This is a genomic window from Tamilnaduibacter salinus, assembly GCF_003096655.1.
Lineage (GTDB): Bacteria > Pseudomonadota > Gammaproteobacteria > Pseudomonadales > Oleiphilaceae > Tamilnaduibacter > Tamilnaduibacter salinus.
In genome coordinates this window covers 44357-56695 of sequence record NZ_QEKQ01000003.1, presented here as the reverse complement: position 1 = coordinate 56695, position 12339 = coordinate 44357, and the positions used below count along the sequence as shown (strand labels likewise).

Sequence of the window (12339 nt, the reverse complement as noted above, 5' to 3'; positions counted from 1 at the left end):
CAGCATGCTCGTAGCCCTGATAGAGGCGTCTGAACAGATCCTCCAGTTTCTCGAGCGCGGAGGCGATGTCCTCCTCGTGATTCTGGGGGTCATATTCTTCATGTGGCTGTTGATCCTTGAGCGCCTGATGTACTTCACCATCGGCCACCGTCGGGTGGCGGATGGGGTTCTGGCGAGCTGGGAGGCTCGCGGCGAGCGCCAGTCCTGGGTGGCCCACCAGGTCCGACAGGATCTGGTGTCCGAGGCCGCCATGGGCCTGCGCCAGTCCCTCGGGCTGATCAAGTCGCTGGTGGCGATCTGCCCGTTACTGGGCCTGTTGGGCACGGTGACCGGCATGATTGAGGTGTTCGACGTGATGGCCGTGATGGGCACCGGCAGTGCCCGGGCCATGGCCTCCGGCATCTCCAAGGCCACTATCCCGACCATGGCCGGCATGGTGGGGGCGCTGACCGGCGTGTTCGCCATCACGGTTCTGCAGCGCAGTGCGCGCCTGAAAACGGTGCGCCTCGAAGATCAACTGACCTTTGACCACTGAGACCGATCATCATGCGTAGACCGTTTCGTTCCATTGCCAACAACGAGGCCGAGGAAGAGGAGGGCATCGACGTCACGCCCATGCTGGACGTGGTGTTCATCATGCTGATCTTCTTCATCGTCACGGCCTCTTTCGTCAAGGAATCGGGCATCGATGTGAACCGGCCCGAAGCCTCTACGGCCCAGCCGAAAGACCGCGCCAACATCCTGGTGGGCATCGACCCGGATGGCGACGTGTGGATCAACCGTCGGAACGTCGAACTCAATTCCGTCCGGGCGAACATCGAACGCCTGCACGCCGAGAACCCGCAGGGATCGGTGGTGATCCAGGCGGATGAGGAAGCGGCGACGCGTTACCTGGTCGCCGTCATGGATGCTGCCCGTGAGGCGGGTGTCTATAACGTGTCCATCGCCGCGCAGGAGCCGTAATGACCGCGATTCAGACCGTCTCCCGCTATGCCCTGGCGTTTGTGGTGGCCACCGTGGTCACCTTCGCCGTGTTCTTCCTGATGCAGACACTGATCGCATCGGGCGAGGGCGTGCTGTCCGGCGACGACGAGCGCTTTGTGGTGGACTTCGTCCGCGTCCAGCAACAGGAGCAGGTGAAGGAAAAGGAACGCCAGAAGCCGGAGCCGCCCAAGCCGGAGAAGGAACCGCCCAAGCCGCAGACCCCACAGAACCAGGCGCAGCAGCAGGCGGTGTCCGGAGAGAGTCTCAGTATCGGGCCGGTGGCGATGGACACCAGCCTGAATCTGGATGCCGGTATTTCCGGCGGTGGCAGCAGTGAGTACCTGCCCATCGTGAAGGTGCAGCCGAATTACCCCCGCCGGGCATTGCGCCGTGGCATCGAGGGGTACGTGGTGGTGGAATTCACCGTGACCCGCTCCGGTACCGTCAAAGACCCACGCGTGGTTGAGGCGGACCCGCCGGAGCTGTTCAACAGTGCCGCGCTTGAGGCGGCAAAGAAGTTCAAGTACCGACCCAAGATGATCAATGGCGAGGCCACCCAGGTGGCGGGTGTCCGCAACATCATCCGGTTCCAACTGGATAAAAAGAGGTGACCGTCATGACCCAGCGTGTTCTGACATCCTCGTTAGCCATTGCCCTCACCGCGGCCTGTTACATGGGTGGCGGTGCGGTGCTGTCCACAACCGGGATGCCGTCTCCGCTCGTATCGGCCCAGGCGGCTGACAACGACAATGTTCGCCGGACACCGGCGATGCGCCAGAACATCTACAAGCGCTTCAGCCGGATCCGGGAGCTGGCCAACCAGGGCCAGATGGCCAAGGCCTTCGAATCACTGGAGGACCTCCGCAGCGGCACGGACATGAACAGTTATGAACGGGCCCTGATGTGGAACCTGACGGCCTTCCTGCACTATCAGGAAAACAATCAGGCGGAAGCCGCACACGCCTATGAGAAGCTGCTCGAGCAACCCAACCTGCCCCTGAGTCTGGAGCAGGATACCTGGTACAGCCTCGCCAAGCTCCGCATGGTGCTCGAGAACTACCGCGGCGCCCGGGAGGCGCTGAACGAATGGTTCGCCCTGAAGGAGGAACCGGGGGCTGACGCGTACATCATGCAGGCGCAGCTGCGTTATCAGTCCGAGGCCTATCGTGAGGCCCTCGAATCGATGGATCGCGCCATGGCGCTCAAGGGCGGTCGCGCCAGTGACGTGCCTGAGAACTGGTACCTGTTGCAGCGGGCCTGTTACTACCAGCTCGAGAACTATCAGGGTCTGGAAGACGTGCTTGGGAAACTCGTCGCCCACTACCCGAAGCGCGATTACCTGATGCAACTCTCGGCCGTTTACGGGGAGCTGGACCAGCCGGAGAAGCAGCTGGCCGTGAAGGAGGCAGCTTACGAAAAAGGCTTCCTGACCTCGGAACAGAATGTCATGAGCTTTGCCCAGTTGCTGATGTCCCAGGACGCGAGTTTCCGGGCGGCCCGGGTGATCGAGAAGGCCATCGATGAGGGGCAGGTGCCCGCATCGACCCAGAACCTTCGTCAGTTGGGGGATGCCTGGCTGTTGGCGAAGGAATACGACAGCGCCCTCAAGGCCATGGGGCAGGCCGCCGAGCAGGCTGGCGACGGCAGCCTCTACTTCCGGATGGCGCAGGTGTCCGTGGATCTGGGGCGATGGGAAGACGCTGAAACCTACTCTGAAAAAGCCATCGCGGTCGGCGGCCTGGACAGCCCCGGCATGGCCCATGTGCTCAATGGCCTGGCACTGTTCAACCAGGACGCCTTCGATGGTGCTCTGAGTGCCTTCCAGAGGGCATCGGACTACAGCGCCACCCGGAACATGGCGCAGCAGTGGCAGGAATACGTCAGAAAGTCCCAGAAGCGTCAACAGGAGCTGGAAGCATCGATCCCAAAGGATGATCCTCCGAAACCGGCGTGAGTAACCGCAGCCCGGCGGTTGCGACTGTCCATGAGTGACGATTCACGTTAAAGTGTTCCCGCGATGGGACGCACCCTAACGGATACAGTCTTCACGCATACTGGACGGAGCACTCGGAGGCGATGGACGATCTGCACCACATCGTAGTTGTCGGTGGCGGCGCCGGCGGACTGGAGCTGGTCACGAAACTGGGCAAAACGCTGGGCAAAAAGAAGCGCGCGCGGATCACCCTCGTAGACGCCGTGCTCACTCACGTCTGGAAACCGCTGCTCCATGAGGTCGCGGCCGGGTCACTCGACTCCCACGCCAACGAAATCAACTTCCGCGCCCATGCCCGCAAGCATCACTACGAATTCCAGTTGGGGCGCCTGAATGGCGTGGATCGCGACGAGCAGTCCATCATTCTGGCGCCGATCACCGGCGAAGACGGGGAAGAGGTCGTCCCAGAGCGCCGTCTGGCCTACGACACGCTGGTGATCGCGGTCGGCAGCACCGCCAACGATTTCGGCACGCCCGGTGCCCAGGAGCACTGCCTGTTCATCGACAGCCTGGCGCAGGCCCGTCGGTTCCATAACCTGATGCTCAACGCCTTCCTTCGCCGCAATTATGAGGCCAGACAGGGTGAGTCCGGCGAGTTGCCCATCACCATCATCGGGGCCGGTGCCACGGGCGTGGAACTGGCCGCGGAATTGCGGTTGGCGTCCCGGGAACTGCCTGTCTATGGCATGAATCAGCTTCGGCCGGACGATGTCCGGATCACCGTGGTCGAGGCCGCCGAACGCATCCTCCCGGCCCTGCCGCCACGCCTGTCCGCGGCCGCCACCAAGGAGCTCAATCGGCTGGACGTGCCGGTCGTGGCGGGTCAGCCGGTTCAGGAAGTGTCATCCGATGCGATTACGCTGGCGGACGGCACCGTGATGGCGTCGGCCATGACCATCTGGGCCGCGGGTATCAAGGCGCCTGCGTTCCTCGCCGAACTGGATGGACTGGAGGCGACGAAGACCAACCAATTGGTGGTCGAGCGCACCCTACAGACCACCAGGGACGCCAATATCTTTGCCTTTGGTGATTGTGCGGCCTGTCCACAGCCGGAATCCGACCGGCCGGTGCCACCGAGGGCGCAGGCAGCGCATCAGGAAGCCGATACGCTCTACGACAACCTGGTCAAGCGCCTCAACGGCGAACCGATGGTCGAGTTTGAGTACCGGGACTACGGCTCGCTGATCAACTTCAGCCGCTACACCACCGTCGGCAACCTGATGGGCAACCTCTCAGGCCGCAGCCTGATGGTTGAAGGCAGGATCGCCCGCCTGTTCTACGTCTCGCTCTACCGCATGCACCAGGTGGCCCTCCATGGCGTCCTGCGCACCGGCATTATCTGGCTGATGGACCGGATCAGCCGCGCGATGCACCCCCGGTTGAAGCTGCACTGACGGAATTGGCCACCGGATTCGTCGTCGCTGGATAACCGTGTCTGGCCGGTCCGGTGGGATACTGTGGGGCCATTTCGCGGACTCCGGAGAATGATCCCATGCCCCCCACACCGCTGACCGACTGGCTGGGTTTCAACCCACACCTGGTGACGCTGGCCCTGGCCCCGGCGTTTCTGCTGGCCATGGCCGCCGAATACCGACAGCTTCGCCGGGATGCGACCGTACCGGCGTCCGGGCGCTACACGCTGGTGGACACCATCAGCAATCTCACGCTGGCGGGGCTTTATCAGGCCAGTGATGTGCTCTCCGCATTGCTGACCATCGTGGTCTTCAATGCGTTATTTGACGTGCGCCTGTTCGACATCCCGTTTAATGGCTGGACTGTCCTGTTGCTGTTTGTTGTGCAGGACTTTTTCTACTACTGGTTCCATCGGGCGCATCATCGCATCCGCTGGTTCTGGTGCTCCCATGTCGTGCATCACTCCTCGGAAAAGCTGAATCTCTCGACCGCATTCCGTCAGAGTGTCACTTACCCCATCACCGGCATGTGGCTGTTCTGGCTGCCAATCGTGCTGATCGGCTTCCCTCCTGAAACGGTGATTTTCGCCGTCGCGATCAGCCTCGCCTACCAGTTCTTCATCCACACCCAGACGGTCGGCAAGCTGGGCTGGCTGGAGTGGGTCTTCAACACGCCGTCCCACCACCGGGCGCATCATGGCCGGGACCCGGAATACATCGACCGGAACTACGGCGGCATCCTGATCATCTGGGACCGCCTGTTCGGCACCTTTGTTGAGGAGGAGAGAACGCCGGACTACGGCATCATTGGCCAGATTCACAGCCACAATCCTGTCACGCTGAATTTTCACGAGTGGCGCGACATGCTGCGGGATGTGGCGACGCCGGGCCTGTCGTGGCGCCAGCGGCTGCGGGTCCTGTTCGGCCCGCCTGCGGCGACCGCTACCATCCATCGTGAACGACGGGCCATCCCGCCGGAAACTGCTGTCGACGCCTGATGTCAGGATAACGGGCGTGGGGAGTTGGAGCGGGTGAAGGGAATCGAACCCTCGTCGTAGGCTTGGGAAGCCTCTGCTCTACCATTGAGCTACACCCGCTGAATGGTGGACGCGTTGCCACGCCCACAAGGCTAACCGGAATATACGATGCGATCAAAGCCGTTACAATGGTCCGCAGCGGTGCGACTGTCTGCTGCGCAGGCTCCCGGGGCCGCCGCCGCAGCCCGTCACGATCCTCGCCAAAGGGAGACTCGATGGACCCGACACTGATTCTGATCGGTGCTCTGATGCTGGTGATCAGCATCCTGCTCAGCCCCCTGTCCAGTCGGCTGGGCATGCCGGTGCTGCTGATCTTCCTGGTAGTCGGGATGCTGATGGGGGAGGACGGCCCCGGCGGTCTGGCCTTTGACGATTTTGAGCTGGCGTTTGTCGTCGGCAACCTCGCCCTGGCATTGATTCTTCTGGATGGCGGGATGCGGACCCGGGCGGAGACCTTTCGGGTTGGTCTGAGGCCCGCACTGCTGCTTGCCTCTATCGGCGTGTTGATCACGGCGACCGTCGCGGCGGTGACCGCCTGGTGGTTGTTTGATCTGCACTGGATGACGGCCGCGCTGATCGGCGCCATCATCTCTTCCACGGACGCCGCGGCGGTCTTCTCCCTTCTACAGGGCCGGGGGTTGCACCTCAATGAGCGGGTCGGGGCGACGCTGGAAATCGAATCCGGCAGCAATGACCCGATGGCGATTTTCCTCACCTTGCTGCTCGTCACGCTGATCGACGGTGACATGGCCTCGGGCTGGAGCAGCCTGCTCCTGCTGGTGGAGCAGTTCGGGATTGGGTCGGTGCTCGGTATTGTTGGGGGCCGTTCGATGGTTTGGGTCCTGAACCGCGCCAGGCTGATGCCTGCCCTCTACCCCCTGTTGGTCGCTGCCTATGGTCTGGCGCTGTTCGCCGCGACCAACCTGCTGGGCGGCAGCGGTTTCCTGGCGATCTATCTGGCCGGCGTGGTGCTCGGCAACCGTCACGTCCGGATGATGCCAATGATTCTGCAGGTGCACGACGGGCTGGCCTGGCTGGCCCAGATGTCGCTGTTCCTGATTCTGGGGCTGCTGGTGAACCCCAGCCAGCTTCTGCCCCTGGCCGGTGGCGGACTGGTGCTGGCTCTGGTGATGATTCTGGTGGCCCGCCCGCTGGCCGTTCTCTCGACGCTCTGGCCGTTCAGTTTCAATCTCCGGGAACTGTCGTTCATCAGTTGGGTGGGCCTGCGCGGTGCCGTCCCGATCGTGCTGGCGCTGTTCCCCGTTATGCACGGCATTGACGAAGCAGGACTGATTTTCAACATTGCGTTCTTCGTGGTGCTGGTGTCGTTGGTCGTTCAGGGCAGTTCGCTGGCGTCACTCGCCCGTTGGCTCGAGCTGGAGGTTCCGGCGGCCGGGGAACCCCACCGGCGTTTGCCGCTGGATGTGCCAGCCGCCGGTGACCATGAGCTGATGCTGTTTCCGTTGCAGGGCGAGCGCTGGGAGCGCCCCTGTCCGGTGGGTCGGCTCAACCTGCCGGAGGGCAGTGATCTGGCCGGGGTGTTTCGCGAACGGGAGTGCCTGCACCCGGAGCCGGCGCTCACCGTGGGCAAAGGGGATGTCGTCGCCGTATTCGCCCGACCCGCCGCGCTGGATGAGCTGGGGCGCTCGCTCAGCGGTCGTGAGCCGCCACGCTATTTGGCTCAGCGCGCTTTCTTCGGTGACTTCGTGCTCAACGGTGACGCGCTGCTCGGTGACGTGGAAGAGGTCTACGGTATTGAGTTCGATGCGTTGTCTCCGGAACTGACGCTGGCGGACTGCTTTGCCCGGCGTACCAAGGGTCACCCTGTGGTGGGCGATCGCGTGCGTCTCGGTCCCGTCACCCTGGTTGCTCGCGAGACGGAGGCGGACCGGGTGACGCGGGTTGGCCTAAGGATGGACGAGGGCGCTCGCTCGTGAGGCCGTGGGTGTCGATCCGTTCATCGCTCCGTCAGCTGCTCTATGCTATAAACGAACTCGTTAGTTATCAGGTTGACGGTAATCGGATGTTCAGAACGCTCTGCCTACTGATCGCGACGTTACTGGCATGGCCGGCGGCTGCCGATGAGCTGGCCATGGCCAACACGCGCTATGAGTCGGTGCCTGAGAGCACGAAAACGGGGACATCGCCGCCGGTCTCCGAGGTCGTCGTGCGAAAGGGAGACCGGGAGCTGTTGCTGATGTCCGGCGAGAAGATTCTGCGCCGCTACCGGATCTCGCTGGGTGATCGCCCCGAGGGGCATAAGCTCTGGGAAGGGGACGAGCGCACGCCGGAAGGCCGATACACGCTCGACTGGCGCAACCCGAACAGCGATTACTACAAGTCCATTCACATTTCCTACCCGAACGCAGAGGATCTGGAATTGGCACGCGCCTGGGGGCTCGATCCGGGCGGTGAGATCATGATTCACGGCCTGCCGAACGAGGCTGATGACATGGCCTTTGCCTATGAGGGGCTGGACTGGACGGATGGCTGCATTGCAGTCAGCAATCAGGCCATGGATGAAATCTGGTCCCTGGTCTCGGATGGAACCGAAATCCGTATTCTGCCGTGACACGAATAGCAGTCCCGGGTTCCTTGCGGCAGGCTTACAATCCGGTAAGCCGGCTGGCGCTGTTAGACGTATGGATTTACACTGTTTTGCAGTTTCTCTTTGGTCATACAGTGTTCTACACTGAGCCGGGTTTGACCGGAGACTCGTATCCGACGAAACCTCTTCCCGGAGGAAGACATCAACACCAACAAGGGGTAAGACAATGCGTAAGCTCACTTTCGCAGGTATTGCAATGGCCACGGCCCTGACCGCGGGTTGCGCCAGCACTGGTAACAACCAGGAAGCCATTGATGACGCGATGTCCACGGCGAACTCTGCCGAGCAGACCGCCAGCAACGCTCTGAGCACTGCCAATTCCGCTGAGAGCCGCGCCGACGCTGCGTATGCCAAGGCAGAAGAAGCCATGGCCGCTGCCATGGATGCACAGCAGTCTGCTGACGAGGCAAACGAGCGCGCCAAGCGTATGCTTCAGAAGGCCAGCATGAAGTAAGTATCGGCTGGATAACTGGTGGTGTCCGCCACCAGTGGCCTGAAGAAAACCCGTGTGACCTGAATCGGTCACGCGGGTTTTTTATTGGCTCAGGCGTTTCAGGCGGGCATCCAGCTGCTGCCCGTTAATGAGATGATCGGTGATAATCTCCAGGCGGCTTTCGGATTGTTCTGGCACTTCTGACGTGGTGATGGTTTCCCCTGCCGCGTTGATGGCCCGCCAGCCTTCGGTTGTGTTCAGAACCCCTTTGAAGCGTCGCCATTGGGGTTCGTGCGCCAGAGCGTGCAACCCGGCGAAGTCCAGTTGTGTGTCAGGGTGAATGCGCCAGCCGCAGCTGAAGTGCCCCTCACCCTGGTTCAACGCCTGTTGCCAGGGCACGGAGTCAAGATCTTCCCATTGCCGTCGGGGCGGTGCGTCGTGCGTGGCATGACCGACCGGCGGTGTGATCGACAGATCGGCATGGCGCTCGTCCAGCCATTCGGGCGGAAACCGCCCCTGCGTCGTCTGGTGTACCCGTCGTTTCGGGGGCTGTTGTGAGTGGGCCCAGCGCTCAAACCCGGCGAGGGTGGGCTCATCGCAATGATCGGTCTTGTTCCCGATCAGCACATCGGCGATGTCGGTTTGTGCCCGGAAGTTCTCGTTCGCGAGCACCTTCGGGTTGTCGAGTTTGGCCGGGTCAATGATCGTCACACACGTCCTGATATCAAGGACGTCTTGATAGAAGGTCGATGTCAGCGTTTCAAGGATCTGGTGCGGATGACCCAACCCGGTGGGTTCGATCAGAAGCCTGTCGGGGCTGGACGCTTTGATGAGCATATTCAGCCCCATCTGCATCGGTAGTCCGGCGACGCAGCACATGCATCCGCCGGGGACTTCCCGGATCGTTGCACCCTTTTGGTCCAGCAACTGACCGTCGATGCCCACCTCGCCAAATTCGTTGACCAGAACGGCCCAGTGTTCGCTGGCCGGTTTGCGCTCCAGAAGGCTCTGGATGGTGGTGGTTTTACCGCTGCCCAGGAAGCCGAAGATCAGGTTCGTTGGAATCTGTTTGTGCATTCATTCCTCGCTGAGGGTTGCGCATAAAATATGTTATAACATATCGTTTATGATTCTCGAGCGCATTGAGTGGCAGAGCAGATGCTCAGCTGACAGATGTCGGCATTTATTGCAATGTTATAACATGTTTGGAGGTCAAATGAGATTCAAGCAAGCGGTTCCGGGTCGATCGCTGGTACTGGCCGGCTCGGTCAGCCTGGTGGTGACAGCCCCAATGGGGTGGGCTCAGGACGAACCGGTCCCATCGACTCAGTCACTGGAAGAAATCGTGGTTGAGGCCGGCGCGCCGGCTCCGGGGTCGCCCCTGATGCAGGCGGCCCAGGTGGATGTCCTCCAGGGTGCTGAAAAGGACCGTCGGGAAGCAACGTCTCTGGGCAACATGCTGGATGACATGCCGGGCGTGGATACCGTCAGCGCGGGCAATCAGGTGGGTAAGCCAGTCATCCGGGGGCTGTCCGGGAATCGGGTTCGCGTGCTGTCCGGTGGTATTGGTGTGGATCACCAGCAGTTCGGGACTCGTCACTCCCCGAACATCGAGCCGTTCCTGAGTGACCGGATTGAAGTCGTTCGCGGAGCCGCCAGCCTGCTGTATGGCTCCGATGCGATCGGGGGTGCCGTCAACGTGGCGCCTCTGGCACTCGAATTCAGCGAGGATGGTGAACGTCACTCCAGTGGTGACGCCCTGTTGGGTTACGCCACCAACAACGATCAGAGCGATCTGGGCCTGAAGGCCAGCTCCCGCGGTGATCGCTGGACAGTCGCGGGTGGCATCATCCGCCGCAACGCGGACAATCTCACAGTGCCGGATGATCCGACTTTTTTCCCGCCGCCTCCCAGTGATCCGGAAAAGCGTCGTGCGCCGGCCTACACCGGCACGCTGGACTACACCGACTTCGATCAGCTGAACGGTCAGGTGGGCGTTGGCTATCGGGCCGGTTTCGGTGAGATCCGGCTTCGTTACACGGGCTGGCGGAATGAGCAGAATTTTCTCCTGCCCCCACCGGCTGGTAACAAGCCGCCCTCGCAGGGCCCGGAAGGGGTGGGACAGAATCTCGAAAATGACGACATCCGCCTGGATGCCCGTCTGCCGGTTGATGCGACCTGGACGGTGGAGCCCACGTTGGTCTGGCAGAACAATCTGCGCCAGTCGAACGCGGCCGGCACGCCACGTGACCAACTGTTCGACGGGACCATCGATATTGAGTTTGACCAGTACACCACCCGCGTGGAAGCCCGGCACAAGCAGATCGGGCTTTTGGATGGTGGTCGCCTCGGCGTGGCATACCGGACCAGGGATCAGGTGTCACGGGGCAGCACCCAGCTGACGCCGGGCGGGACGGTGACGAACGTGGGCGTCTTTGCCTTTGAGGAAAGCACGATTGGTCGTCTGACGCTTCAGGCTGGCCTGCGTCAGGACTGGACGGAAACGGTGGCAAAAAGCAGCAAAACTGCCGCACCCACCACGTTTGCCAGCGAGGATGAGAACGATTACGCCGTCACGACCGGGTCTGTCGGGGGCGCCTACGCGATCACGGATCAGCTCACCCTGGCGAGCAACATCAGTCGCGGTTTCCGGGCGCCCACCTTGTTCGAGCTGCACGCCGATGGGGTGCACGCCGGAGTGGCGGCCGTCCAGCAGGGCAACGCGGATCTGGAGGCGGAAAAATCCCTGAATACCGATCTGGCTCTGCGCTGGCGATCCGAGCGTCTGAGTGCCAGCGCCACGGTCTACCGCAACGTCATCGACCATTACATCTTCCTGCAGGACACCGGGACCACCCAGAATGGTCTGCCCGTGTTCAGCTACCAGCAGACCGATGCGGTCCTGACGGGGGCTGAGCTGACGGCAACCGCTCAGCTCACCGATACGCTCGAGCTGGGAACCACCTACAGCACGGTGAACGGTGAAAACGACCGGACAGGGAATGATCTGCCGCTCCAGCCGGCCGATGAGGTGTTGGTCGAGGGTGTCTGGCGGCCGGGCCACCTGGGATGGCTGCGCAGCCCGTATGTCCGTCTTGGCGTCCGCCACAATGCCTCGAAGGATGCGGCACCGGGTGAGCCGTTCGCGCAGTTCGATAACGCGCCGTTCGGAACCGCCTCAACGGACGCCTACACCGTCGCCGATCTGGGTGTCGGTTTCGGGGTGGGGCGCCGCTCTGGCAAACCGGTCCGGATTGATCTGTCCGTCCGCAATCTCACCGACGAGAGCTACCGGGATTTTCTCGACACCTATAAGGGCTATGCCCTGAGCCAGGGCCGGAATGTCAGTGCCACCCTGCGCGTGCCGCTGGGCGGTTGATTCAAACCACTTGGAATGCGCGGGGCGACCATGCCCCGCCCGACCAACAGACTGAAAGGAGACTCGCAATGGGCTCTGCGGTACCGTCTCAATGGCTGGATCGGCTTGCCATTGGCATGTCGACACTGTGCGCGCTGCACTGCCTGTTACTGCCGTTTGCGCTGGTTCTGATTCCGACTCTGGGGGCATCGTTTCTGGGTGATGCTGCCTTCCACCGTGCCCTGCTCTGGCTCGTCATCCCGTCCAGTCTTCTGGCCGTCGGCCTTGGCTGCTCCCGTCACCGCGACCGGCAGGTCTGGGGCTATGCACTGGCGGGCCTGACCGTCATGACGGTCGCGGCTTTCTGGGGACACGGCCTCTTTGGTGAATGGGGCGAGAAACTCGTTACGCTTTCAGGCGCTGGACTGCTGTGTGTGAGTCATCTGCGCAACCATCGTCTGTGTCGGCAGGATCACTGTGATCATGAGGCCGGTGAATGCTGAGTGGCTGGAGA

At 62.0% G+C, this 12339-nt stretch carries 12 protein-coding genes and 1 tRNA gene; 11 read left to right on the top strand and 2 right to left on the bottom strand.

Annotation, left to right across the window (positions count from 1 at the left end; all coding sequences use genetic code 11):
• Positions 1–4 precede the first annotated feature (4 nt).
• The 6 genes from C8D92_RS05310 to C8D92_RS05285 all read left to right on the top strand — a co-directional run bounded on the left by C8D92_RS05310 (position 5) and on the right by C8D92_RS05285 (position 5387).
• Positions 5–535 (top strand): MotA/TolQ/ExbB proton channel family protein, encoded by a 531-nt coding sequence (locus tag C8D92_RS05310; protein WP_116918655.1) that lies wholly within the window; start codon positions 5–7, stop codon positions 533–535.
• Positions 536–546: 11 nt separating this feature from the next.
• Positions 547–963 carry an ExbD/TolR family protein gene (locus tag C8D92_RS05305; RefSeq protein WP_095610842.1) on the top strand — a complete coding sequence of 139 codons (417 nt, stop codon included), beginning with the start codon at positions 547–549 and terminating at the stop codon, positions 961–963.
• Complete coding sequence (locus C8D92_RS05300) at positions 963–1595, top strand: energy transducer TonB (RefSeq protein ID WP_116918654.1); 633 nt, start codon at positions 963–965, stop codon at positions 1593–1595. Before C8D92_RS05305 ends, C8D92_RS05300 begins: the two co-directional genes overlap by 1 nt.
• Before the next feature lie 5 nt (positions 1596–1600).
• Positions 1601–2938: a tetratricopeptide repeat protein gene (locus C8D92_RS05295; RefSeq protein ID WP_116918653.1), complete on the top strand. Its 1338-nt coding sequence runs from the start codon at positions 1601–1603 to the stop codon at positions 2936–2938.
• A gap of 122 nt (positions 2939–3060) precedes the next feature.
• Positions 3061–4371 carry an NAD(P)/FAD-dependent oxidoreductase gene (locus tag C8D92_RS05290; protein WP_095610845.1) on the top strand — a complete coding sequence of 437 codons (1311 nt, stop codon included), beginning with the start codon at positions 3061–3063 and terminating at the stop codon, positions 4369–4371.
• 98 nt (positions 4372–4469) lie between these two features.
• On the top strand, positions 4470–5387 hold the full coding sequence (locus tag C8D92_RS05285) for a sterol desaturase family protein (protein ID WP_116918652.1): 918 nt from the start codon (positions 4470–4472) through the stop codon (positions 5385–5387).
• A 25-nt stretch (positions 5388–5412) separates the two neighbouring features.
• Here the strand turns inward: C8D92_RS05285 and C8D92_RS05280 are convergent.
• Positions 5413–5486, bottom strand: a tRNA-Gly gene (locus tag C8D92_RS05280).
• Between the two features lie 155 nt (positions 5487–5641).
• On the opposite strand from C8D92_RS05280, the gene C8D92_RS05275 reads away from it, so the two are divergent.
• The 3 genes from C8D92_RS05275 to C8D92_RS05265 all read left to right on the top strand — a co-directional run bounded on the left by C8D92_RS05275 (position 5642) and on the right by C8D92_RS05265 (position 8488).
• Positions 5642–7363, top strand: coding sequence for a potassium/proton antiporter (locus C8D92_RS05275; RefSeq protein ID WP_116918651.1), 1722 nt, complete (start codon positions 5642–5644; stop codon positions 7361–7363).
• An 86-nt stretch (positions 7364–7449) separates the two neighbouring features.
• On the top strand, positions 7450–7998 hold the full coding sequence (locus C8D92_RS05270) for a L,D-transpeptidase family protein (RefSeq protein WP_116918650.1): 549 nt from the start codon (positions 7450–7452) through the stop codon (positions 7996–7998).
• A gap of 202 nt (positions 7999–8200) precedes the next feature.
• Positions 8201–8488 (top strand): Lpp/OprI family alanine-zipper lipoprotein, encoded by a 288-nt coding sequence (locus C8D92_RS05265; RefSeq protein WP_095611436.1) that lies wholly within the window; start codon positions 8201–8203, stop codon positions 8486–8488.
• 81 nt (positions 8489–8569) lie between these two features.
• On the opposite strand, the gene C8D92_RS05260 is transcribed toward C8D92_RS05265, so the two are convergent.
• Positions 8570–9544 (bottom strand): CobW family GTP-binding protein, encoded by a 975-nt coding sequence (locus C8D92_RS05260; protein ID WP_116918649.1) that lies wholly within the window; start codon positions 9542–9544, stop codon positions 8570–8572.
• 139 nt (positions 9545–9683) lie between these two features.
• Between C8D92_RS05260 and C8D92_RS05255 the strand changes: the two genes are divergently transcribed.
• The gene (locus tag C8D92_RS05255) at positions 9684–11846 is read left to right on the top strand and encodes a TonB-dependent receptor (RefSeq protein ID WP_095611434.1); all 2163 of its coding nucleotides are present in this window, start codon (positions 9684–9686) and stop codon (positions 11844–11846) included.
• A gap of 68 nt (positions 11847–11914) precedes the next feature.
• Positions 11915–12328, top strand: a complete 414-nt coding sequence (locus C8D92_RS05250; RefSeq protein ID WP_095611433.1) for a MerC domain-containing protein — start codon at positions 11915–11917, stop codon at positions 12326–12328.
• The last annotated feature ends 11 nt before the right edge of the window (positions 12329–12339 follow it).

What these genes read in the sequence shown, in the direction of transcription:
- C8D92_RS05310 (WP_116918655.1), top strand. Translation starts at nt 5, where the DNA reads ATGCTCGTAGCCCTGATAGAGGCGTCTGAACAGATCCTCCAGTTTCTC.
- C8D92_RS05305 (WP_095610842.1), top strand. Translation starts at nt 547, where the DNA reads ATGCGTAGACCGTTTCGTTCCATTGCCAACAACGAGGCCGAGGAAGAG.
- C8D92_RS05300 (WP_116918654.1), top strand. Translation starts at nt 963, where the DNA reads ATGACCGCGATTCAGACCGTCTCCCGCTATGCCCTGGCGTTTGTGGTG.
- C8D92_RS05295 (WP_116918653.1), top strand. Translation starts at nt 1,601, where the DNA reads ATGACCCAGCGTGTTCTGACATCCTCGTTAGCCATTGCCCTCACCGCG.
- C8D92_RS05290 (WP_095610845.1), top strand. Translation starts at nt 3,061, where the DNA reads ATGGACGATCTGCACCACATCGTAGTTGTCGGTGGCGGCGCCGGCGGA.
- C8D92_RS05285 (WP_116918652.1), top strand. Translation starts at nt 4,470, where the DNA reads ATGCCCCCCACACCGCTGACCGACTGGCTGGGTTTCAACCCACACCTG.
- C8D92_RS05275 (WP_116918651.1), top strand. Translation starts at nt 5,642, where the DNA reads ATGGACCCGACACTGATTCTGATCGGTGCTCTGATGCTGGTGATCAGC.
- C8D92_RS05270 (WP_116918650.1), top strand. Translation starts at nt 7,450, where the DNA reads ATGTTCAGAACGCTCTGCCTACTGATCGCGACGTTACTGGCATGGCCG.
- C8D92_RS05265 (WP_095611436.1), top strand. Translation starts at nt 8,201, where the DNA reads ATGCGTAAGCTCACTTTCGCAGGTATTGCAATGGCCACGGCCCTGACC.
- C8D92_RS05260 (WP_116918649.1), bottom strand. Translation starts at nt 9,544, where the DNA reads ATGCACAAACAGATTCCAACGAACCTGATCTTCGGCTTCCTGGGCAGC.
- C8D92_RS05255 (WP_095611434.1), top strand. Translation starts at nt 9,684, where the DNA reads ATGAGATTCAAGCAAGCGGTTCCGGGTCGATCGCTGGTACTGGCCGGC.
- C8D92_RS05250 (WP_095611433.1), top strand. Translation starts at nt 11,915, where the DNA reads ATGGGCTCTGCGGTACCGTCTCAATGGCTGGATCGGCTTGCCATTGGC.